This window comes from Pseudomonas sp. HY13-MNA-CIBAN-0226, assembly GCF_040310305.1.
Taxonomy (GTDB): domain Bacteria; phylum Pseudomonadota; class Gammaproteobacteria; order Pseudomonadales; family Pseudomonadaceae; genus Aquipseudomonas; species Aquipseudomonas gregormendelii.
Genome location: NZ_JBEOPS010000004.1, coordinates 195,825 through 217,633 on the forward strand (window position 1 = coordinate 195,825; position 21,809 = coordinate 217,633).

Below are 21,809 nucleotides of genomic sequence, written 5' to 3' on the forward strand. Positions count from 1 at the left end.
GCAAAAGGCCGACTATCATGGCCGCTGTCAGCCTCTCTTTTGGAGGGCCTGTGATGGTCCTGCCAGCCGTTGACAGCCCTATCCCGTCACCCGGGTTTACAAAAATGCCATTAAGCGCCAAGACCCGCCGCAAACGCAGCTCCCGGATTGTCGTGACCCTGCTCAGCGCACTGCTGCCCATCGTGCTGGGTGGCGTCATTCTTTACCTGCAAGCGCAGCGGACTCTGGAACAGGGTTCGCGCCTGACCGCCGAAGAAGCCGTCCTCCAGTTCGACCTGATGCTCGACAACACCGCCCAGGCCGCAGAAAAATTGCTGCCGCTGGCGGGGCAACCCTGTGCCGACGTCAATCTTGCCCTGCGCGAACAAGTCACACGCCGGCCCTTTGTGCGCGCGACGAACCTGTTGTGGGACGACACCATTTATTGCAGCTCGCTGTTCGGTGAAACCCACGAAAAAATAGCACCGGGTGATTATAGCCACGGGCAGTTACTGCTGATGAAAGGCAACCGGGTGACACCTGATACCGCTTTGCTGGTGTATCGACTCAGCAAAGGCAAACAGGGGGCGATGAGCATCCTGGACGGTTACCACCTGAGCAATATCCTGCGCCTGATCGGGCGCAAGACCATCGTTTTGTTGCAAGTAGGTCCTCAATGGCTGGATGCCGACGGGCAGATCCACGAAGGCCCCCTGCCCGTCCTGCCCGTGGCGCACACCACCCTGGACTCGCAGCGTTATGCCTTTCATGTGACTGCGGGTTTGCGCGAAGGCGAGATCTGGCGTTACATCAGCAGCGAGTACCCTCCGCTGTTCAGCCTGCTGATATTTTTTGGCGCGATGTCCGGACTGATCGGGCACATTCTGCAGAAGCGCTCGACGTCGCCAAGTGTCGAGATGCAACGGGCCCTGGAAGCCAGGGAGTTTGTTCCGTACTTCCAGCCGGTCGTGTCGGGGGACGGTAAACAGTGGTCTGGCGCCGAAGTGTTGATGCGCTGGAACCATCCGAAAGAAGGCCTGGTGCGGCCGGACCTGTTCATCCCCTTTGCCGAGCACTCCGGGCTCATCGTGCCCATGACCCGCTCGCTGATGCAGCAAACCGCCGAACTGCTGGCGCCCATCGCCAGCGCATTCGAGCAACCCTTGCGCATCAGCGTCAACATCACCGCCCGTCATTGCAAGGACCTGCAACTGATCAACGATTGCCGCCAATTCCTCAGCCATTTCACCCAGGGCTCAGTCTGCCTGGTGCTGGAACTGACGGAGCGAGAACTGATCGAGCCCACTGATATCACTCACAGGCTGTTCGAACAACTGCATGAACTGGGGGTGAAAATCGCCATCGATGACTTCGGCACCGGCCATTCTAGCCTCGGCTACCTGCGCCAGTTCAACGTAGATTTCCTCAAGATCGATCAAAGTTTCGTCGCGATGATCGGCGCCGACGTGCTGTCCCGGCACATCCTCGACAGCATCATCGAGCTCTCGGTAAAGCTGAATCTGGACATCGTTGCAGAAGGTGTGGAAACCGAAGAACAGAGTGATTATCTGACCGCACGTGGTGTCGGCTTCCTGCAGGGTTATCTGTTTGCGCGACCCATGCCGGGCGCACAGTTCATTAACGCATTAACAGGGCGTTAACTTATCGACTCAAACGGCATACTAAGAACGCCGCCCGTGAACACTTCGACAGGCGGTTGTTGTTACATGTAAAAAAGTCATGATTTACTCTTTTCGTATTAACCACTACACTTTTTACTGTTCGCACAAAGATGCGCCAGCGAGCCATTAGCACTGAGACGTTTCAAAGCGCCTGGCTTATAGCTTTATTTACGGCTGGCATCAGTCACATAACTATCGGAGTGAAGATATTGTCCAGACTTGCTGAATTTCGTGCAGCTGAAAAGGCCCTTCAGGAGCAGCTCAAGCAGCTGGAAACCTTGAAGAACGACGCCGGACTCAAGAAGGAAATGGAATTCGAAGAGAAGCTCCAGGGGCTGATGAAAACCTACGGCAAGAGCCTGCGGGATGTGATCGCCATTCTCGATCCGAACCCGGAAAAATCGGGCCTGCAGGGGGCGTCTGCGCCGAAAACCCGGCGCGCTCGCGTGCTCAAGGTCTATCACAACCCGCACACCGGTGAACTGATTGAAACCAAGGGCGGCAACCACCGCGGCCTGAAATCATGGAAGGAACAGTACGGGGCGTCGACGGTTGAGTCATGGCTTCGCGGCTAAGATCATTGCAGGAGCGAGCTTGCTCGCGAAGAACTCAGAGACAGCGCGCTTAGTCAGGCCTCATGCGTTATCGTTGACGTTTTTCGCGAGCAAGCTCGCTCCTTCAGTGTTACTGCCAACGCATAGCTTTTTTACGTTTAGATACCTACTTTATGCTTAGTTCTTTAGAGCTGTCCTACTCCAATTTTTAGTCACCACTAAAGTTTCAAACTGTTACGAACTGCAGCTATCTCGTCCTGACTGGCCTTGTACGCTTCGGCTTGTCCGGCGTAAGAAAGTACATAGGCGTTATCCGCGTCCACGGCCGCGACCAATGTCTGAGAGAGCACGTGTCGTCCGTTCTGGGTGACGGTGCAAGTTGTCTCCAGCGCCTGCAAATCACTCAAGCGTGCGTCGTGGATCTTGTTGCAAACACTTTGATACCCGCCCTGGAAAAAGTCCTTTTGCAGCGACTTGCGCATCTCCAGCAACACGCCCTGCAGGTTGACCTGATGCCCGGGTTCCACTGGGGTCATGGTCAATTCCATCACCAGCACGGGGGTACCGCCCACATCGTTTTTTACTGCACGTTGGCGCGACACTTTCGATGCAGCGTCTGCCTGGGCCACGGCCTCCACTTCCCAGCCACTGGGCCAGGTGATCAGCGCGGGCTCTGCATGGGCGGCGGCGATTACCGACAGCAGGCTTATCAGTAAACAGAATCGAATCATCGCAAGGTCGTACTCAAAGGTTGATTCAACAAGTCTGGGCCCACCCCGCCCGTCAGGCAATAGCGGACGCTTTGGGTTTGGTGATGTCGGATCCCTTGCGTATCATTGCTGCCATTCGCTAGCCCATTTATTGACCGGAGGGCCCATGAGCCTGCACGATTTGAATACCTTCCCCGGCGTCACTGCCCAACCTGACACTGCCACGCAGAAGTTTGTCTTCAACCACACCATGCTGCGGGTCAAGGACATCACCAAGTCGCTGGATTTCTACACGCGAATTCTCGGTTTCTCACTGGTGGAAAAACGCGATTTTCCGGAAGCGGAATTTAGCCTGTACTTCCTGGCGCTGGTGGACAAAGACCAGATCCCGGCTGACGCTGCTGCGCGCACCGAATGGATGAAGTCGATTCCAGGCATCCTGGAACTGACCCATAACCACGGCACGGAGAATGATCCGGCGTTTGCCTACCACAATGGCAACACCGACCCGCGGGGTTTTGGTCATATCTGCATCTCGGTCCCGGACATCGTCGCCGCCTGCGAGCGCTTTGAAGCACTGGGCTGCGACTTCCAGAAGCGCCTGACCGATGGCCGCATGAAGAGCCTGGCCTTCATCAAGGATCCGGATGCCTACTGGGTGGAAATCATCCAGCCAGCCCCAATGTAAACCAAACCACATTTGGCTCGTGCAAAACGCAAAAACCCCATGATCGCTCATGGGGTTTTTGTGTTTTCAGCCCTCGGCTTTTATGCCGGGGCCGAGGTGCGGATCAGGTGATCGAATGCACTCAAGGAAGCCTTGGCGCCCTCGCCTACCGCAATCACGATCTGCTTGTACGGCACCGTGGTCACGTCGCCGGCAGCGAACACGCCCGGCATCGACGTCTCACCGCGAGCATCAACGACGATCTCGCCGCGAGGCGACAACTCGATGGTGCCTTTGAGCCAGTCGGTGTTGGGCAGCAAACCGATCTGCACGAAAATACCTTCCAGCTCGACGGTGCGAAGTTCATCTGACTTGCGATCCTTGTAACGCAGTCCATTGACCTTTTGCCCGTCGCCGGTCACCTCGGTGGTTTGCGCACTGGTGATCACTGTTACGTTCGGCAGGCTGTGCAACTTGCGCTGCAAGACTGCATCGGCACGCAACTGTACGTCGAACTCCAGCAAGGTCACGTGGGACACGATACCGGCGAGGTCAATGGCCGCTTCGACGCCCGAGTTGCCGCCGCCGATCACCGCCACGCGCTTGCCCTTGAACAGCGGACCGTCGCAGTGTGGGCAGTACGCCACGCCTTTGTTGCGGTACTGCTGTTCGCCAGGGACGTTCATTTCACGCCACCGCGCACCGGTCGCCAGGATCACGGTCCTGGCTTTCAAGGTGGCGCCGCTGGCGAAGTGGATCTGGTGCAACTCCCCCTCCTTGCCCGGCACCAGTTTGTCGGCACGTTGCAGGTTCATGATGTCGACGTCGTATTGCTTGACGTGCTCTTCCAGGGCCACGGCCAGCTTGGGCCCTTCGGTTTCCTGCACGGAGATGAAGTTTTCGATGGCCATGGTGTCCAGCACCTGCCCACCAAAGCGCTCCGCCGCCACACCGGTACGAATGCCTTTGCGGGCAGCGTAGATCGCGGCCGACGCACCGGCAGGGCCACCGCCGACGACCAGTACGTCAAAGGCTTCCTTGCCGCTGATTTTCTCGGCTTGACGCTCGATACCGCTGGTGTCGATCTTGGCGAGGATCTCTTCCAGGCCCATGCGGCCCTGACCGAAGTTGACCCCGTTGAGGTAGATGCTCGGCACCGCCATGATCTGACGGTCATCGACTTCAGCCTGGAACAGCGCGCCGTCGATCGCCACGTGGCGAATATGCGGGTTCAGCACCGCCATCAGGTTCAGCGCCTGGACCACGTCCGGGCAGTTCTGGCAGGACAGCGAGAAGTAGGTCTCGAAACTGAACTCGCCTTTGAGCGAACGGATCTGTTCGATCACTTCCACACTGGCTTTCGAAGGGTGACCGCCAACTTGCAGCAAGGCCAGCACCAACGAGGTGAATTCGTGGCCCATCGGGATGCCGGCGAACCGCAAGCTGATATCCGCACCTGGGCGATTGATCGAGAACGATGGTTTGCGTGCATCGTCACCGTTATCGAGCAAGGTAATCTGGTTGGAAAGACTGGCAACGTCTTTCAGTAACGCGAGCATCTCCTGGGATTTCGCACCGTCGTCGAGGGAAGCAACGATCTCGATCGGCTGGGTGACCCGTTCCAGGTATGACTTCAACTGGGCTTTAAGATTGGCGTCCAACATACGGGCGATTTCCTTTTTTCGGATTCATATAAAGCAGGCATAAAAAAACGCCCGAGCGAATCTCGCCCGGGCGTTTTTAGTGGGCGGTTGCAGCTTACTGAGGTGCGGAAACCCGCCCTGATAGTGCTTTCACAGTCTTAGATCTTGCCGACCAGGTCCAGGGACGGAGCCAGGGTAGCCTCGCCTTCTTTCCACTTGGCTGGGCAAACCTGACCTGGGTGAGCAGCAACGTACTGAGCAGCCTTGATTTTGCGCAGCAGCTCGGAAGCGTCGCGGCCAACGCCGCCATCGTTCAGTTCAACGATCTTGATCTGGCCTTCAGGGTTGATCACGAAGGTGCCACGGTCAGCCAGGCCAGCGTCTTCGATCAGCACGTCGAAGTTGCGGGAGATGGCGTGGGTCGGGTCGCCGATCATGGTGTACTGGATCTTGCCGATGGCTGGCGAAGTGTTGTGCCAGGCAGCGTGGGCAAAGTGGGTGTCGGTGGAAACGCTGTAGATTTCAACGCCCAGCTTCTGGAACGCTTCGTAGTTGTCGGCCAGGTCTTCCAGCTCGGTTGGGCAAACGAAGGTGAAGTCCGCCGGGTAGAAGAATACGACCGACCATTTGCCTTTCAGGTCAGCGTCCGAGACTTTTACGAAGTCGCCATTTTTGAAGGCGTCAGCTTTGAACGGTTTAACTTGGCTGTTGATGATAGGCATCGATGACTCTCCGTCAGGGGTTGAAAAGTTGATGAGATGAATCCTACCTATCCAATCCCTCGATGGCTCATTGGCAAAGCTCATGCTACTGATTGGTTTTCGCTATTAGCCGACAGTATTAATAGAAGAAAACGGAATCTAGGGCGCCAGTGGCTTTTCGACCAGGCGGGTCATGCCGGGAAACGGACTGGCCTCGACGTAACGCATCGCCGATTTCACGTCTTTCCAGCCGACGTAACTCATCAGCGATTTCAGATCCCAGCCGCTCTGATGCGCCCAGGTGGCAAAACCCCGGCGCAGGGAATGGCTGGTGTAGTGCTCGGCGGCGATGCCTGCGCGTTGTAACGCCTGGCGCAATAGTGGAATCACGCTGTTGGGGTGCAAGCCCTCCTTGCTCAGATGTCCCCAGCGGTCGATACCGCGGAACACCGGGCCCCGCACCAACGCGGCGGCGCTGATCCAGGCGATATAAGCCTGCACCGGGCACAAGCGCTGGAGCGCTGGCGTCTGGTAGGTCTTGCCGAGGTTGTCACGGTCACCCTTGCTGCGCGGCAAATACAGGCTGATTCCGGCACCGGCGCTGGCCTGGACGTGCTCGATCTGCACGCGACATAACTCGTCACTGCGAAATCCTCGCCAGAATCCCAAGAGGATCAGCGCGGTGTCGCGCCTTGCGCGCAACAAGCCCGGTTGATCGTGTTCGGCCTGAGCGATCTGCGCCTCTCGTTCAAGCCAGGCAATCACCCGCTCCAGGTGCTGCAGCTGTAACGGCTCGGCCTGCTTTTCCTGGGCCGGGTGCAGTGCGCGGATCCCCTTGAACACCTTGCGCACCACCGGCGCCTTGGTGGGATCGGCAAACCCCTGGCTGCTGTGCCACTGCGCCAGCGCCGACAAGCGCAGCTTCAAGGTGTTGATCGAAAGTACGCCCGCATGCGCCACCAGATAACGCGCGACGCTGTCGGCGGTCGCGGGCAGGAAGCCGCCCCAGCTGACTTCGAAGTGCTCGATGGCGGCGCGGTAGCTACGCCGGGTGTTGTCGCGGGTGGCGGCATTAAGGTAACGATCAAGCTCGCTCATGCGACCTGCCTTCTGAACGATCAAACCCGCTCATGGAACCTGCCTTCTGGAAAATACGCTCATGGAGCCTGCTTCTGTAGGAGCGAGCTTGCTCGCGATGGTCGTCAACGATGGCGGGGGTTAGTTAGCCAGCGGCGCTTGCGGGGTTTTCGCGAGCGAGCTCGCTCCTACAGGGCTTTGTGTACGGATTTGGGGCGGCTTACTACTGAAAAAGCTTATCACACGGGATAATACCAATATATCCCATGTGAGTATTCAAGAATTATCTCTGATTATCGAATCATGGTACAATTGATTTTTAGTGGTATGTACCACAGTACGAAATCGTAGGAGAGCTCATGGCTCGCGGCGGCATTAACAAAGCAGTGGTTCAAACGGCACGCCTGGCAATCCTTGCCCGGGGCGAACACCCGAGCATTGACGCTGTACGCATAGAAATGGGCAATACCGGCTCAAAGACTACTATTCACCGATATTTGAAGGAGCTCGACGACGCTGCCGAGCCTGTAGATGCGACCAGCGAACCGATCGATGACGAACTCGCAGGGCTGGTAGCCCGCCTCGCCCAACGGCTTAAAGAGCAGGCGCAGGAGCCCATTGACCAGGCTCGCACGCAGTTCGATCAGCAGAAAAAGGCGCTGGATGCACAGCTGGCCCAAGCGATGGAAGCCAATACCGAGCTGCAACAGCAATACGAAGTGCAAACCCTGGCCCTCACCCAGGAATCGGACACTCTGCAGAACACGCTCGCGTTATTGCAGACCGAGCAGACACGCAACGCGGGACTCAACCAGGCGCTGGCAGATTTCGAATTGCGCTTGCAGGACAAGGATGAGCAGATTCGCTCTCTGGAAGAAAAGCACCTGCACGCCCGCGACGCGCTGGAGCACTATCGCAACGCGGTCAAGGAACAGCGTGAGCAGGAGCAGCGCCGCCATGAAGGGCAGGTACAACAAATTCAGATGGAGCTGCGCCAGGCCCAGCAGAGCGCCTTGATACGCCAGGACGAAATCACGCAGCTGCATCGGGACAATGAACGCCTGCTGACGGAGAACCGTGGCACGCTGCGTGAGCTGAGCCTGATGCAGGAACAGCTCAAGCACACGCATAACCGCCAGGATCAGTTGCTGGAGCAAGTCAACCGCATCGACAGCGAGCGCACCCTCCTCCAGGAACGCCTGCGCGCAGCTTTGCTGGAAAGCCAGTCGCTTAAACAGAGCGTTGAAGATCAGTCGCAGCTCAACAAGGGATTGGAAACAGAACTGCAAAAGACCCGGGCGAGCCTTGATGAAAGCATGCGCCTGGCGGCTGCCATTGCGACAGCCCCAGACGCTGCAACAGCCGATTAACGATCGACCGGCGTACGCATGGTGACGAATTCTTCGGCGGCCGTCGGATGGACGCCGATGGTTTCGTCGAAGTCGCGCTTGGTCGCACCGGCCTTCAGTGCGACCGCCAGACCTTGAACGATTTCACCGGCATCGGGCCCGACCATGTGACAACCCAGCACCTTGTCGGACTTCGCGTCGACCACCAGTTTCATCAGGGTGCGCTCCTGACACTCGGTCAAGGTCAGCTTCATCGGGCGGAAACGGCTTTCGTAGATCACCACTTCATGCCCGGCGTCCCGCGCCTCTTCCTCGGTCAAGCCGACAGTACCGATGTTCGGCAAACTGAACACCGCGGTCGGGATCATTTTGTAATCCACCGGACGGTATTGCTCGGGCTTGAACAGGCGTCGCGCTACCGCCATGCCCTCAGCCAGCGCAACAGGCGTCAGCTGGACCCGACCGATGACATCACCCAGCGCCAGGATCGACGGCTCGGCGGTCTGGTATTGCTCGTCAACTTCGACGAAGCCTTTCTGGTCGAGCTTGACGCCCGTGTTTTCCAGCCCAAGGTTATCCAGCATCGGCCGGCGGCCCGTGGCGTAGAAAATGCAATCGGCTTCCAGCTCACGACCGTCCTTGAGGGTGGCCTTGAGACTGCCATCGGCCTGCTTGTCGATGCGCTCGATGTCGGCGTTGAACTGCAGGTCCATACCGCGCTTGGTCAGCTCTTCCTGCAAATGCTTGCGCACCGCGCCGTCGAAGCCACGCAGGAACAGGTCACCGCGATACAGCAAGGTGGTGTCGGCGCCCAGCCCGTGGAAGATCCCGGCAAACTCGACGGCAATGTAGCCGCCACCGACTACCAGCACGCGCTTTGGCAGCTCTTTCAGGAAGAATGCCTGGTTGGAGCTGATGGCATGCTCGTGCCCCGGGATTTCCGGGACCTGCGGCCAGCCGCCGGTAGCGATCAGGATGTTCTCCGCGGTGTGGCGCTCGCCGTTGATCTCGACCGTATGCGGATCAACGATCTTGGCATGGCCCTCGTGCAAGGTCACACCGCTGTTGACCAGCAGGTTACGGTAGATGCCGTTGAGGCGATTGATCTCGCGGTCCTTGTTGGCAATCAGGGTCGCCCAATCAAATTTCGCCTCCCCAAGTGTCCAGCCGAAACCGGACGACTGCTCGAAGTCCTCGGCAAAATGCGCGCCGTAGACCAGCAGCTTTTTCGGCACGCAGCCGACGTTCACACAGGTACCCCCCAGATAACGGCTCTCGGCCACAGCCACCCTGGCCCCAAAGCCGGCAGCGAAACGCGCAGCCCGTACGCCACCGGAACCGGCGCCAATCACATAAAGGTCAAAATCGTAGGCCATCTTCAATCTCCTCGGCAGGTCAACAGCATACCTGCACACGCATGCTGGGCAAGTACTGGGCTTTTATTTGGGGGCTGAAAAAGAAAAAGCCACCCGAAGGTGGCTTTCATTACAAGCAGGCCTGGCTATCAGTAAGCCTTGCCAGTCTTGTAGAAGTTCTCGAAGCAGAAGTTGGTTGCGTCGATGTAGCCTTCGGCACCGCCGCAGTCGAAACGCTTGCCTTTGAACTTGTAGGCCATCACGCAGCCGTTTTGTGCCTGTTTCATCAGGGCGTCGGTGATCTGGATTTCACCACCCTTGCCTGGCTCGGTTTGTTCGATCAGATCGAAGATGTCCGGAGTCAGGATGTAGCGACCGATGATCGCAAGGTTCGACGGCGCATCTTCAGGTTTTGGCTTTTCAACCATGCTGTGAACGCGGTAGATGTCGTCGCGGATCATCTCACCGGCGATCACGCCGTATTTGTGAGTCTCTTGCGGATCAACTTCCTGGATGGCCACGATCGAGCAGCGGAACTGCTTGTACAGCTTGACCATCTGGGTCAGTACGCCGTCGCCTTCAAGGTTCACGCACAAGTCATCCGCCAGTACCACGGCGAAGGGTTCGTCACCGATCAGCGGACGGCCGGTCAGAATGGCGTGGCCCAGGCCTTTCATTTCGGTCTGGCGGGTGTAGGAGAACGAGCAGTTGTCGAGCAACTTGCGGATGCCGACCAGGTATTTTTCCTTGTCGGTGCCCTTGATCTGGTTTTCCAGCTCGTAGCTGATGTCAAAGTGGTCTTCCAGCGCGCGTTTGCCGCGACCGGTCACGATGGAGATTTCGGTCAACCCAGCGTCCAGGGCTTCTTCAACGCCGTACTGGATCAGTGGCTTGTTTACCACCGGCAGCATTTCCTTGGGCATGGCTTTAGTCGCTGGCAGGAAGCGAGTACCGTAACCGGCTGCTGGGAACAAGCATTTCTTGATCATAAAAGTCCTTGTAAGGGCTGTGTGTACGAGTTTCGGCGCAGTCTAATCAGGCGGCGGGCACCTTACAATGCCCCGCACTGGCTAACCGATGCCATCATAGAGAAATATTCTGTCGGATAGTTCCCCAGAACAGTTCGCCTCCTAATAGATAGCAGAAAAGCTGGACGCTGTGCGCCGAGGGGAAAATCGGCGCGCAATCGCACCACCATACGCCCATCAGCACCCGGTGAGTGCATTTGGCGTTATCATTGCCCAATTGAACCAGCCAACGAGGCAGATACATGTCGGAAGCAAAAATAGTCAACGGTTACCAGATCAAGCAAGTCAAGCCTGGCGAATGGCGAGTGGCGGGTGCCAACGGTGAAGATGTCGGCGCCGGGGCCTTTCCGACCGAGGCAATGGCAATCGAGGTAGCATCGGTACTGGAGCTGGAACACGCCAGTACTGGCCGACGTGGCAAAGACAAACGCTGATCAGTAGCTGCCGCACCCAAGCCCTGACTCGCGCAGGGCTTTTTTGCGACGCCTGTTTTAGATAAGACGGCAATAAGTGGCCTTTGGCTATAACCTTTTGATGCCAGCGCTGTCACAGGCTTAGCCCCATCATCCTGACGACGACAACGACATGAATAAATTTTTGCCACTGATTGCAGTATTGGCCCTGAGCGGCTGTGCCACTTCTGAAACCACCTACCTCAATAACGGGGAACAAGGCCTGGCCATCGACTGTTCCGGAGAGGCCAATTCCTGGGCCACCTGCTATGAAAAAGCCGATGCCTCCTGCGCCGGCACCGGCTACCGGATCGTCGGCACCGACGGCACTCCTTCGTTGAAGGAAAGCGACAAGACCCTTGGGGTGGACGTCGGCAACTTCAAAAACCGCAGTGTGGTGGTGGTCTGCAAGTAAGGCACCCTGCCCTACATGTGGATTTCCGCAAATTTGATCCCGAGGCCGCGAACGGTCTCGATCAGATCGTCGAGACGGCTGAAGGACTCGACTTCGTCGTTATCATCCACCAGAAAGTAACTGCGCCCGGCGCTCTTCTTGAAAAAAACGATCCACTCTCCCGAGTTCGCCGGATTCTGAATCACATGGGTGGCCGAAATACTCCCTTCGGCGTGACGTTCCCGTACTTGCTCTCGCTTCATGCTCGACTCCAGAAATGACAATGCCGCCAAAGCGTCGCTGAGGCGGCATCAGTGCTGACCGGCGGTATTCTATCAGCCGGAAATGCAGGCAGTTGCAGCGTTACGCACATCCTTGGGACGCAACGGCACATTGGAAATGCGCTCGTGCAGCTTGATGCTGCTGCCACTGGAACGGTCCTCGATATCAAATACGGCGGCCGGCCCCGAGGAAAACTTCTGCGGTACGATAACCCGCACGCCATCCTTGTGCGGCTCAACCTGCAAGGCGCCACGGCTGCTGGCAAGCTTTTCGGTCAGGCACTGCGCATATTCATGGGGTTTCTTGCCGGAGATCACGCTCATGGTCGGCAGCGTTTCATTGATCTCCGAAACACTTGCGCAACCACTGATCACCAACGCCAACGGCAGTAACCCTACACCCCACTTCATATAAAACCTCCGATAAAGACCCTCCGACAGCACAAATGCTGTTTTTCTCCGAGGCTGCCTGCGTTAATCGCTGATTGATGTCCAAAATTCTGCATTTATTGCCAAAGTGGACCAAGGCGACCGGATAATAACCTGTTCGGGCTGATAAACTGCGCCAATTGCCCAGCTATCGTTTTGATTTTGTAGAAAAAGCCCTTCTGGAGGCGCCTCATGAAATTTATCCACCAGCGCGAGCACCTGAATGAAGACGACATCGTCGTCATTCAATGCTCGCAAACCTGCAACATCCGCTTGATGAACGACGCCAACTTCCGCAGCTTCAAGAATGGTGGTCGCCACACGTACCACGGCGGCGCGTTCGACACTTTCCCGGCGCGCATCACCGCACCGAGCACCGGTTTCTGGAACATCACAATCGACACGGTGACCAACCGGGCGATCAGCGTGACCCGCAAGCCGACCCTCACGCACTCGATCAAGATCATCCGCCGCTCCAGCTCGAAACTGAGCTGAGTGGCATTTCCACCTCCCGACTTGCAGGTATGACCGTGGCCCAGACGACCAAGTACGTCATTAAATACAAGCTCAACGGCGAACGCCGGTTCGAGTTCGCCCAGCTTGAAAACGGCACTGCCGAAGAAGCCAAGGCCGCGCTGGACGTGATTCACGGCCAGGGCGAAGATGTCATCAGCGAGATCAGCGTGAGCAAGGCGCTGTAACGCCGGCATCTCCCGAATCGCTGATCATCGTCTCGATGAGTGACCACCTATGAGCTCTGTCACCCTGGACCTGTTCGCCGACCACGAACCTGAGCAACAGCCAAAGCGCGAGCAAATTGCCGAACAATCCTGGGTGCTGCGGGGTTTCGTCCTGCCCTGGCTTGAACGCTTGCTGCCGGAGCTGGATGATGTCCTCGCGGCCGCGCCTTTTCGGCAGATGGTCACCCCAGGGGGCTTCACCATGTCGGCCGCGCTGAGCAGCTGCGGTACCTGGGGCTGGACCACCGACCGCAGTGGCTATCACTACAGCCGCCAGGATCCAGCGAGCGGCAAGCCCTGGCCGCCAATGCCCGAGGTGTTTCTTCACCTGGCCCAGGCAGCCGCCCTGGAAGCTGGGTTTGCAGGCTTTGTCCCCGACTCCTGCCTGATCAACCGGTATCCCCCCGGCGCGAAAATGTCATTGCACCAGGACAAGGACGAGACGTCCATGGCAGCGCCAATCGTCTCGGTATCCCTCGGGTTGCCGGCGGTCTTCCTGTTTGGTGGATTCGAACGCGGTGACAAATGCCAGAGGGTGTCGCTGTTTCATGGCGATGTGGTGGTATGGGGCGGTGTCGATCGCTTGCGCTATCACGGGGTATTGCCTATCAAGGACGGTCAGCATCCACGGTTGGGGGAGCAGCGCATCAACTTCACCTTCCGGGCGGCGCGGTGAGCCTTTCGAGTTCAATCGCAAGCCGCGGAGTGTTGCGTAGGACGCAACCCCCTAAGCTGGATCAAACCCTTCCATGCAGGTGAAGTCATGACCACTCCTTCGACGACTGGCCCCATCGAGGACGATCCCCGCTGGGCTGCCGTGGTTGCGCGCGATCCGCGCGCAGACGGGCAATTCGTCTATGCGGTGAAAACCACGGGTGTCTATTGCCGCCCCAGTAGCCTGGCGCGCTTGCCCAATCCACAGAATGTGCAGTTCTTCGATACTGCAGAGCAAGCACAGGCCGCAGGATATCGCCCAAGCAAAAGGGCGGCGAAGGATCAAAGTGATCTCGCCGCGCAGCATGCCGCGACTGTAGCAGCGGCGTGCCGCCAGATAGAAACCGCCGAGCAAGTGCCGGTGCTCATTGACCTCGCCTCGGCTGCAGGCATGAGCAGCTTTCACTTCCATCGGGTGTTCAAGGCGATCACTGGCCTGACCCCCAAGGGTTATGCCGCCGCCCATCGTGCCCGCAAGGTGCGCCAGCGCCTGGCCGATGGCGGCTCGGTCACTGAGGCGCTCTACGACGCCGGATTTAACTCCAATAGCCGCTTCTACGCAGCGGCGGATAGTGTACTGGGCATGAAACCAACCGATTACCGTGCCGCCGGCCAGAACAACGACATTTTTTTTGCCGTGGGCCAGTGCTCACTCGGCGCGATCCTGGTGGCGCAAAGCGAGCGCGGGGTGTGCGCGATCCTGCTGGGGGACGACCCGCATCAGTTGGTGTGCGATCTGCAGGATCGATTTCGGCAGGCCAACCTGCTGGGGGCTGACCATGCGTTCGAGCAGTTGATTGCCAAGGTCGTCGGCTTCATCGAAGCCCCGGCCCTGGGCCTGGATTTGCCCCTGGATGTGCGCGGCACGGCGTTTCAGGAGCGGGTATGGCAGGCGCTGCGGGATATTCCGCCGGGTAGCACCGCCAGCTATGCTGAAATTGCCCGGCAGATCGGCGCCCCGAAAGCCTTCCGGGCGGTAGCGCAGGCGTGTGGCGCAAATCATCTGGCAGTGGCGATTCCTTGTCATCGCGTGGTGCGCAGTGACGGCGACCTGTCGGGGTATCGGTGGGGCGTGGAGCGCAAGCGAGAGTTGCTGGAGCGCGAAGCACGCCCCGAATCTGCTGTTGGACATGAGACTTGTTTGAAATGAGCGCTGCGCCAGCACTGGCCTTGGCGTCGCCATTGCTGGTACAAATCCAGCCCGACTGTCCCTGCCCTGCCTACCCGCCGGAGAGCCCGCAAAATGAGTCAATGGCCAGATACCCGCATCCTTGACCTGCTTGGCATCGAGCTGCCGATCATCCAGGCGCCCATGGCTGGCGCGACGGGTGCGGCCATGGTGATCGCGGCGAGCAACGCCGGAGGCCTGGGGTCCATGCCCGCAGCCCTGTTGAGCACCGACCAACTGCGAGAAGAACTGAAGGCCATTCGCGCGCAGACCCAGCGCCCGATCAACGTGAATTTTTTCTGCCATCAACCACCCGTGGCCAACGAACAAGGCGCCCGGGACTGGAAGAATCTGCTGGAGCCTTATTACCGCGAACTGGGCGTGGACTTCGATGCGCCGACGCCGGTGTCCAATCGCGCGCCGTTTGATAGCGCGACATGCGAAGTCATTGAAGAACTGCGCCCGCAAGTGGTGAGCTTTCATTTTGGCCTGCCGGAAAAGTCACTGCTCGACCGCGTCAAGGCGACCGGCGCAAAAGTGCTGTCGTCCGCTACTACGGTCGAAGAAGCGATCTGGCTGGAGCAGAACGGTTGCGACGCGATCATTGCCATGGGCAATGAAGCGGGTGGTCATCGCGGCATGTTCCTCAGCGACGACCTGAGTAGCCAGGTGGGTACATTCGCCCTGGTGCCGCAGATTGTTGATGCCGTGAAAATCCCGGTGATCGCCGCAGGCGGCATCAGTGACGCCCGTGGCGTGGCGGCGGCGTTCATGCTGGGAGCGAGCGCGGTGCAGGTCGGTACCGCCTACCTGTTCACCCCGGAAGCCAAGGTCAGCGCCTCTCACCACAAGGCATTGCGCACCGCCAGGGAAAGTGACACGGCCGTGACCAATCTTTTCACCGGCCGCCCGGCACGGGGCATTCTCAATCGAGTGATGCGCGAGCTGGGGCCTATGAGTGACAAGGCCCCGGCCTTTCCGCTCGCCGGGGGTGCGTTGATGCCATTGCGCGCCAAGGGAGAAGCCGACTTCAGCAACCTCTGGGCAGGTCAGGCGTTTCCCCTCGGGAAGGAGCTGAGCACGGCAGAGCTGACCCGCAAACTGGCAGAGGAAGGGTTGGCGAAACTGATCCACTAGACCTCAAGCCGCCGCCATCCCTGTAGGAGCTGCCGCAGGCTGCGATCTTTTGATCCTCGTGGTTTAGAGATCAAGATCAAGATCAAAAGATCGCAGCCTGCGGCAGCTCCTACCGGGGTCGATCTGGGCAACATGTATACAATCGAGTTCCGTTTGCGGGTTTTTCGCTATATATTTCCCTACATAGCGTTTAGTCCCCACTGCTGTACCTGCCCGTCACGGAGCCGTTCATGACCCCTCGCGCCTCACGTTTTGCCCCTGCTGCCCTTATGAGCCTGGTGGCTGTCTGCACGGTTGGATCGGCCCAGGCCGAAGAAGTCCAGGTCGCGGTCGCGGCCAATTTCACCGCCCCCCTCCAGGCGATCGCTGCCGATTTCGAGAAAGACACCGGTCACAAGCTGATAGCTGCCTACGGTGCCACCGGCCAGTTCTACGCCCAGATAAAGAATGGCGCGCCCTTCGAAGTGTTCCTGTCAGCCGATGACAGCACGCCGCAGAAACTTGAAAACGAAGGCGATACCGTCAAGGGCTCACGTTTCACTTACGCCATTGGCACCCTGGCGCTATGGTCGGCCAAGGACGGATACGTCGACAACCAGGGCAAGGTCCTTAGCGATAACCAGTATCAGCATCTGGCCATCGCTAACCCGAAAGCTGCGCCGTACGGGCTGGCAGCTACCCAAGTGCTGGCCCGGCTGGGCCTGACCGATCAAGTCAAAGCCAAGATCGTCGAAGGCCAAAACATCACCCAGGCTTACCAGTTTGTGTCCACCGGCAACGCCGAGCTCGGTTTCGTCGCCTTGTCGCAGGTTTACAAAAACGGCAAAGTGTCCGGCGGCTCGGCCTGGATCGTTCCGGGCGACATGCACGACCCGATCAAGCAGGACGCGGTGATCCTCAACAAGGGCAAGGACAATCCAGCCGCCAAGGCGCTGGTTGACTACCTCAAGGGGCCCAAAGCCGCTGCCGTTATCAAATCCTACGGTTATCAACTTTAAATGAGCCTGACCAGTGCCGATTTTGCTGCCATCTGGCTGACCCTGAAACTGGCGTCGCTGACGACGGTCATCCTGTTGGTGATCGGCACTCCGATCGCGTTGTGGCTGTCGCGTACCACCTCCTGGCTACGCGGTCCGGTCGGGGCGATCGTCGCCCTGCCCCTGGTCTTGCCCCCTACGGTGATTGGTTTTTACCTGTTGATCGCGCTAGGTCCCCACGGCGTTGTCGGCCAGCTCACCCAATCACTCGGGCTCGGCACCCTGACCTTCAGTTTTGCCGGCCTGGTGATTGGCTCGGTGCTCTATTCCATGCCATTCGTGGTGCAACCCCTGCAGAATGCTTTTGCCGCTATCGGTACGCGGCCACTGGAAGTGGCCGCGACGCTGCGGGCCAATCCCTGGGACACTTTTTTCAGCGTGATCCTGCCCCTGGCACGTCCCGGTTTCATCACGGCAGCCATTCTGGGCTTTGCCCATACGGTCGGCGAGTTCGGAGTCGTACTGATGATCGGCGGCAACATTCCGGACAAAACCCGGGTGGTCTCGGTACAAATCTACGACCATGTCGAAGCCATGGAATACGCCCAGGCCCATTGGCTGGCCGGGGCGATGCTGGTCTTTTCGTTTGCCGTGTTGCTGGCGCTCTACTCCAGCCGCAAGACCCGTGCGGGCTGGAGCTGATCGATGATTGATATGCGCTTGAAACTGGACTATCCGGGGTTTGCCCTGGACGTCGACCTGCAATTGCCCGGCCGTGGCGTGACGGCGCTGTACGGGCATTCCGGCTCCGGGAAGACCACCTGCCTGCGGTGCATCGCCGGGCTGGAGAAGGCTGGTCAGGCTTTTATCCAGGTCAATGATGAAGTCTGGCAAGACAGCGCGAAGAGGATTTTCGTGCCAGCACACAAGCGCGCCCTGGGCTACGTATTCCAGGAAGCGAGCCTGTTTCCGCATCTGTCGGTGCTGGCCAATCTGCAGTTCGGCCTCAAGCGCATTCCCGCCTCCCAGCGGCGGGTTGATATGACGCACGCCACCGATCTGCTGGGCATTGGCCATCTGCTCGATCGTCATCCGCACAACCTGTCGGGCGGTGAGCGCCAGCGCATCGGCATAGCCCGCGCATTGCTCACCAGTCCCCGGCTGCTGTTGATGGACGAGCCGCTGGCGGCGCTCGACAGTCAGCGCAAGAACGAGATCCTGCCGTACCTGCAGCGCTTGCACGACGAACTGGAAATCCCCGTGCTGTACGTCAGCCACTCTCAGGATGAAGTGGCGCGCCTGGCCGATCATATTGTTCTGCTAAGCGATGGCAAGGCCCTGGCCAGCGGCCCGATCGGCGCCACCCTGGCGCGTCTCGACCTGCCGCTTGCACTCGGTGACGACGCTGGCGTGGTGATCGAGGGCCAGGTCAGCGCCTACGATGCCCACTACCAGTTGCTGACGCTGCAACTGCCCGCCAGCGACATGAACATTCGCGTGGCGCACTCGCCAATGACCCTGGGCCAGGCGCTGCGGTGCAAGGTGCAGGCGCGGGATGTCAGCCTGAGCCTGAACGCCGCCGAGCACAGCAGCATTCTCAATCGCCTGCCCGTCACGGTGATCAGTGAAATGCCCGCAGACAATGCCGCTCACGTTTTGATACGCCTGGAAGCCGGTGGCACGCCGCTGCTGGCGCGCATCACTCGTTACTCCCGGGACCAGTTGGGTGTGTACCCCGGCCAGCAATTGTGGGCGCAGATCAAGGCGGTGGCGGTGCTGGCTTAAATTCGCCGGCACCACTGCGATTGCGTGCGGTCAATCGCTGTAACGGCCAATTGATTGCAAGCCAGGACTACCGCCATGCCCGATACCGATCTGCCCGTTGCGTTGCCTCCCGACCTGCACTATGTCGATGACACGCAACCTGGAATCACCCGCAGGAAACTACGCGGCAAGTTCTGCTACTTCGACTCGACCGGCCAGCGCATCACCGATCCGGACGAGGTCAAACGCATCAATGCCCTCGCGGTGCCGCCGGCCTACACCGACGTGTGGATCTGCGCCGATCCACGCGGCCATCTGCAGGCGACCGGACGTGATGCACGGGGTCGCAAGCAGTATCGTTATCATGCGCGCTGGCGCGAAGTACGCGACGCCGACAAATACTCACGCCTGAGAGATTTCGGCCTGGCTTTGCCCAAGTTACGCAAGCAACTTGAAGCACTGCTGGAGGCTCCCGGCTTCAGCCGTGACAAGGTCATGGCCACCGTAATCACCTTGCTTGACGCGACATTGATCCGCGTCGGTAACACCCAGTACGCCCGGGACAACCGCTCCTACGGCCTGACGACCCTGCGCAGCCGCCATGTTGAAGTCAATGGCAGTGCGATCCTGTTCCAGTTCCGCGGCAAGAGCGGCGTAGAGCATCAGATCACCGTCAAGGACCGGCGCCTGGCGCGAATCATCAAGCGCTGCCTGGAGATACCCGGACAGAACCTGTTCCAGTATCTGGACGAAAACGGTGAGCGCCACACGGTGAGTTCTTCAGACGTCAACGCCTACCTGCAAACGCTCACCGGCGCCGACTTCACCGCCAAGGATTACCGCACCTGGGCAGGCAGCGCGCTGGCGTTGTCGGTGTTGCGCGAATTGCACTGGGAGCCGGAATCGGACGCCAAGCGCCACGTGGTTGAAATGGTGAAAAATGTCGCCAAACAACTGGGCAATACCCCGGCGGTGTGCCGTAAGTGCTACATCCATCCGGCGGTACTGGAGCATTTTCTCCTCGGTGCCCTGGCTGAACTGCCGAGGCCCAGAACCCGCAAGGGGCTGCGAGCCGAGGAAGTCGGATTGGCCATGTTCCTGGAGAAAATGGTCGAAGCCACGCAGAACGCCGACTTGCGATAACCCTCGAAGGGCGAGTAGGCTAGCCACCTCCGCTCTCTCAGGTTGACCTTTGACGTGAATAACTAAGCCGTCCAGAAATGTGTTCGCGACAAGCCGCCCACGGCGCTTGTTGATCTTCTCGACATTTTCCGGAGGTGCCGATGACTCACGTCACGCGTCTGCCTGCACTCGTTTCCCTGAACCAACTGGGCTTTCAATTCGCCGATGGCGAGACAGTTTTTCACGACCTCAATTTAAGCTTTGATCACGTCCACACGGCCATCGTCGGTCGCAACGGCAGTGGCAAGAGCGTGCTGGCGCGCCTGATTGCCGGACAGCTGCAACCCTGCTCGGGCACCCTGACGGTCCAGGGTCAGGTGGCCTATGTGGCGCAATCGTTTACCGATGCACCGGGACACACCGTCGCCGATGCCACTGGTACTCGTGAAGTGTTGCAAGCGTTGGCCAGAGTCGAGCTTGGGCACTTCGACGAGGCGGACCTGCAAGCCCTGGCCGGGCGCTGGGACTTGGCTGCCCGCCTGCGCAGGCAACTCGACGAGGCGGGGCTTTGCCACGTCAACCCGGATACGCCCACCCACACCTTGAGCGGGGGTCAACGAGCGCGGGTCGCTCTGATCGGTGCGTTTCTGGGTGAGGCACAGCTGATCGTCCTGGATGAGCCCACCAACCACCTGGACGATCAGGGGCGCGGTTGGCTGACAAATCAGTTTGCACAGTGGCGCGGCGGCCTGATCGTGGTCAGCCATGATCGACACCTGCTGAGCGGTTTTGCCCGAATCGTCGAAATCAGCCCACTCGGCGCCAGGCTCTTTGGCGGTAATTATCGCGAGTTTCAGGCGCAGCGAGAGATTGAACAAGCCGCGGCACGCGCAGAGCTCGATCAGGCCCGCGCCGAGCGCAAACGCGAGACCAGCCGCCTGCAGCGCGAGCATGACACTGTGCAGCGACATGCTGCCGCCACCCGAAGAAAAGCGGACATCGCCAACGTCTCGGGCTTCGAGCGGGGGAAAATCAAGAGCGCGGCCAGGGATGCCATGGGTCCGGTTCGCCAGGGGCATCAAGCGCGCAAAGACGGCCTGGCGGCCAGGGTGCGCGATGCCAGCGCCAACGTTGTGGTCCAGGAAAGTGTCCTGGTCAACTTGCCCGGCAGCCGGGTGCCGGCCGGTCGTCAGGTACTGACACTGGTCGATGTGCACCTGAACCACGCCGGAACTGCCCAATACGCAGTGGAGGACATGGGCCACGCCGCTGCAGGAACGGCCGCCGGCCTGACCTTGGCCATCGCAGGCCCGGTACGCATCGCAGTCAGCGGGCCCAACGGTTGCGGTAAAACCACCCTGTTGCGCACGCTGGCCGGGCACATCGCCCCGCGTAGCGGTCAGTGCCTGACCCACGTCCCGAGCGCCTTGCTCGATCAGCACCTGGCACTACTCGATGACCAGCGCTGCGTGCTGGAACAACTGCATGCGCTCGATACCCCGATACCAGAAGACAGGCTGCGTAACCACCTGGCGCACTTACACCTGAACGCCGACCGAGTCACGCGACCCAGTTGTTCGCTGAGCGGCGGCGAGCGCCTGAAGGCCGCCATCGCCATCGCGTGCTGGGGCAAGACGCCTGCGCAGTTACTACTGCTCGATGAGCCTACCAACCACCTTGACCTTGAGTCCGTGGAAGCTTTTGAGACAGCCCTGCAGAATTTTCCCGGCGCGATTGTCGCAGCCTCCCATGACGCACATTTCCTCGCCGCGCTGGCGCCGACCCACCTCCTCAAATGGCACCCGCAGGGCTGGTTGCTGGCCCCGAATATGCCGGACTCGTAGAGCTTTGGCCCCGCGGATTTTTTGCACGATTGCAAATGGCTT

The 21,809-nt window shown here is 59.3% G+C and carries 24 protein-coding genes; 16 read left to right on the forward strand and 8 right to left on the reverse strand.

Annotation, left to right across the window (positions count from 1 at the left end; genetic code table 11):
• Positions 1–104 precede the first annotated feature (104 nt).
• Complete coding sequence (locus AAEZ05_RS06270; protein WP_350646824.1) at positions 105–1,640, forward strand: EAL domain-containing protein; 1,536 nt, start codon at positions 105–107, stop codon at positions 1,638–1,640.
• Positions 1,641–1,870: 230 nt separating this feature from the next.
• Positions 1,871–2,236 (forward strand): histone-like nucleoid-structuring protein, MvaT/MvaU family, encoded by a 366-nt coding sequence (locus AAEZ05_RS06275; protein WP_350646825.1) that lies wholly within the window; start codon positions 1,871–1,873, stop codon positions 2,234–2,236.
• 197 nt (positions 2,237–2,433) lie between these two features.
• Here the strand turns inward: AAEZ05_RS06275 and AAEZ05_RS06280 are convergent, their stop codons facing one another.
• The gene (locus AAEZ05_RS06280; protein WP_205893655.1) at positions 2,434–2,946 is read right to left on the reverse strand and encodes a DUF4946 domain-containing protein; all 513 of its coding nucleotides are present in this window, start codon (positions 2,944–2,946) and stop codon (positions 2,434–2,436) included.
• Positions 2,947–3,091: 145 nt separating this feature from the next.
• Here AAEZ05_RS06280 and gloA point away from each other — a divergent pair, with 145 nt between their 5' ends.
• Positions 3,092–3,613 carry a lactoylglutathione lyase gene (gene gloA / locus AAEZ05_RS06285; protein ID WP_205893654.1) on the forward strand — a complete coding sequence of 174 codons (522 nt, stop codon included), beginning with the start codon at positions 3,092–3,094 and terminating at the stop codon, positions 3,611–3,613.
• 80 nt (positions 3,614–3,693) lie between these two features.
• On the opposite strand, the gene ahpF is transcribed toward gloA, so the two are convergent.
• The 3 genes from ahpF to AAEZ05_RS06300 all read right to left on the reverse strand — a co-directional run bounded on the left by ahpF (position 3,694) and on the right by AAEZ05_RS06300 (position 7,034).
• A complete protein-coding gene (gene ahpF / locus AAEZ05_RS06290) occupies positions 3,694–5,256 on the reverse strand; it encodes an alkyl hydroperoxide reductase subunit F (RefSeq protein WP_205893653.1) in 1,563 nt (520 codons plus the stop codon).
• Between the two features lie 137 nt (positions 5,257–5,393).
• The gene (gene ahpC, locus AAEZ05_RS06295) at positions 5,394–5,957 is read right to left on the reverse strand and encodes an alkyl hydroperoxide reductase subunit C (RefSeq protein WP_045058314.1); all 564 of its coding nucleotides are present in this window, start codon (positions 5,955–5,957) and stop codon (positions 5,394–5,396) included.
• Positions 5,958–6,095: 138 nt separating this feature from the next.
• Entirely contained in the window at positions 6,096–7,034 is a 939-nt protein-coding gene (locus AAEZ05_RS06300) for a site-specific integrase (protein ID WP_240888306.1), read from the reverse strand.
• 338 nt (positions 7,035–7,372) lie between these two features.
• Between AAEZ05_RS06300 and AAEZ05_RS06305 the strand changes: the two genes are divergently transcribed.
• A complete protein-coding gene (locus AAEZ05_RS06305) occupies positions 7,373–8,383 on the forward strand; it encodes a DNA-binding protein (RefSeq protein ID WP_045058312.1) in 1,011 nt (336 codons plus the stop codon).
• Here the strand turns inward: AAEZ05_RS06305 and gorA are convergent.
• Positions 8,380–9,738 carry a glutathione-disulfide reductase gene (gene gorA / locus AAEZ05_RS06310; protein ID WP_045058311.1) on the reverse strand — a complete coding sequence of 453 codons (1,359 nt, stop codon included), beginning with the start codon at positions 9,736–9,738 and terminating at the stop codon, positions 8,380–8,382. The two genes, AAEZ05_RS06305 and gorA, sit on opposite strands and share 4 nt — an antisense overlap.
• Positions 9,739–9,866: 128 nt before the next feature.
• Positions 9,867–10,706, reverse strand: a complete 840-nt coding sequence (gene galU / locus AAEZ05_RS06315) for a UTP--glucose-1-phosphate uridylyltransferase GalU (RefSeq protein ID WP_010460715.1) — start codon at positions 10,704–10,706, stop codon at positions 9,867–9,869.
• A 281-nt stretch (positions 10,707–10,987) separates the two neighbouring features.
• Between galU and AAEZ05_RS06320 the strand changes: the two genes are divergently transcribed.
• Both AAEZ05_RS06320 and AAEZ05_RS06325 read left to right on the forward strand, forming a co-directional pair.
• Positions 10,988–11,179, forward strand: coding sequence for a hypothetical protein (locus tag AAEZ05_RS06320; protein WP_045058310.1), 192 nt, complete (start codon positions 10,988–10,990; stop codon positions 11,177–11,179).
• A 151-nt stretch (positions 11,180–11,330) separates the two neighbouring features.
• Positions 11,331–11,612 (forward strand): lipoprotein, encoded by a 282-nt coding sequence (locus tag AAEZ05_RS06325; protein WP_045058309.1) that lies wholly within the window; start codon positions 11,331–11,333, stop codon positions 11,610–11,612.
• Positions 11,613–11,623: 11 nt separating this feature from the next.
• On the opposite strand, the gene AAEZ05_RS06330 is transcribed toward AAEZ05_RS06325, so the two are convergent.
• Entirely contained in the window at positions 11,624–11,854 is a 231-nt protein-coding gene (locus tag AAEZ05_RS06330; protein WP_045058308.1) for a hypothetical protein, read from the reverse strand.
• A gap of 72 nt (positions 11,855–11,926) precedes the next feature.
• On the reverse strand, positions 11,927–12,283 hold the full coding sequence (locus AAEZ05_RS06335; RefSeq protein ID WP_045058307.1) for a hypothetical protein: 357 nt from the start codon (positions 12,281–12,283) through the stop codon (positions 11,927–11,929).
• A 210-nt stretch (positions 12,284–12,493) separates the two neighbouring features.
• Between AAEZ05_RS06335 and AAEZ05_RS06340 the strand changes: the two genes are divergently transcribed.
• From AAEZ05_RS06340 to AAEZ05_RS06385, 10 genes are all read left to right on the forward strand, one after another.
• Positions 12,494–12,796 carry a DUF1883 domain-containing protein gene (locus AAEZ05_RS06340; protein ID WP_045058306.1) on the forward strand — a complete coding sequence of 101 codons (303 nt, stop codon included), beginning with the start codon at positions 12,494–12,496 and terminating at the stop codon, positions 12,794–12,796.
• A 35-nt stretch (positions 12,797–12,831) separates the two neighbouring features.
• Entirely contained in the window at positions 12,832–13,002 is a 171-nt protein-coding gene (locus AAEZ05_RS06345; protein ID WP_163019503.1) for a hypothetical protein, read from the forward strand.
• A 49-nt stretch (positions 13,003–13,051) separates the two neighbouring features.
• Positions 13,052–13,717, forward strand: a complete 666-nt coding sequence (gene alkB / locus AAEZ05_RS06350) for a DNA oxidative demethylase AlkB (RefSeq protein WP_045058305.1) — start codon at positions 13,052–13,054, stop codon at positions 13,715–13,717.
• Between the two features lie 87 nt (positions 13,718–13,804).
• On the forward strand, positions 13,805–14,905 hold the full coding sequence (gene ada, locus AAEZ05_RS06355) for a bifunctional DNA-binding transcriptional regulator/O6-methylguanine-DNA methyltransferase Ada (RefSeq protein ID WP_350646826.1): 1,101 nt from the start codon (positions 13,805–13,807) through the stop codon (positions 14,903–14,905).
• Between the two features lie 93 nt (positions 14,906–14,998).
• Positions 14,999–16,060: an NAD(P)H-dependent flavin oxidoreductase gene (locus AAEZ05_RS06360; RefSeq protein ID WP_045058303.1), complete on the forward strand. Its 1,062-nt coding sequence runs from the start codon at positions 14,999–15,001 to the stop codon at positions 16,058–16,060.
• Positions 16,061–16,290: 230 nt separating this feature from the next.
• Positions 16,291–17,058: a molybdate ABC transporter substrate-binding protein gene (gene modA / locus AAEZ05_RS06365; RefSeq protein WP_350646827.1), complete on the forward strand. Its 768-nt coding sequence runs from the start codon at positions 16,291–16,293 to the stop codon at positions 17,056–17,058.
• On the forward strand, positions 17,059–17,739 hold the full coding sequence (modB, locus tag AAEZ05_RS06370) for a molybdate ABC transporter permease subunit (protein ID WP_122840612.1): 681 nt from the start codon (positions 17,059–17,061) through the stop codon (positions 17,737–17,739). It abuts the gene before it with no gap.
• 3 nt (positions 17,740–17,742) lie between these two features.
• Positions 17,743–18,822, forward strand: coding sequence for a molybdenum ABC transporter ATP-binding protein (gene modC, locus AAEZ05_RS06375; protein ID WP_045058300.1), 1,080 nt, complete (start codon positions 17,743–17,745; stop codon positions 18,820–18,822).
• A 75-nt stretch (positions 18,823–18,897) separates the two neighbouring features.
• Positions 18,898–19,944, forward strand: a complete 1,047-nt coding sequence (locus tag AAEZ05_RS06380) for a DNA topoisomerase IB (protein ID WP_350646828.1) — start codon at positions 18,898–18,900, stop codon at positions 19,942–19,944.
• Between the two features lie 140 nt (positions 19,945–20,084).
• The gene (locus AAEZ05_RS06385) at positions 20,085–21,767 is read left to right on the forward strand and encodes an ABC-F family ATP-binding cassette domain-containing protein (RefSeq protein WP_045058298.1); all 1,683 of its coding nucleotides are present in this window, start codon (positions 20,085–20,087) and stop codon (positions 21,765–21,767) included.
• The last annotated feature ends 42 nt before the right edge of the window (positions 21,768–21,809 follow it).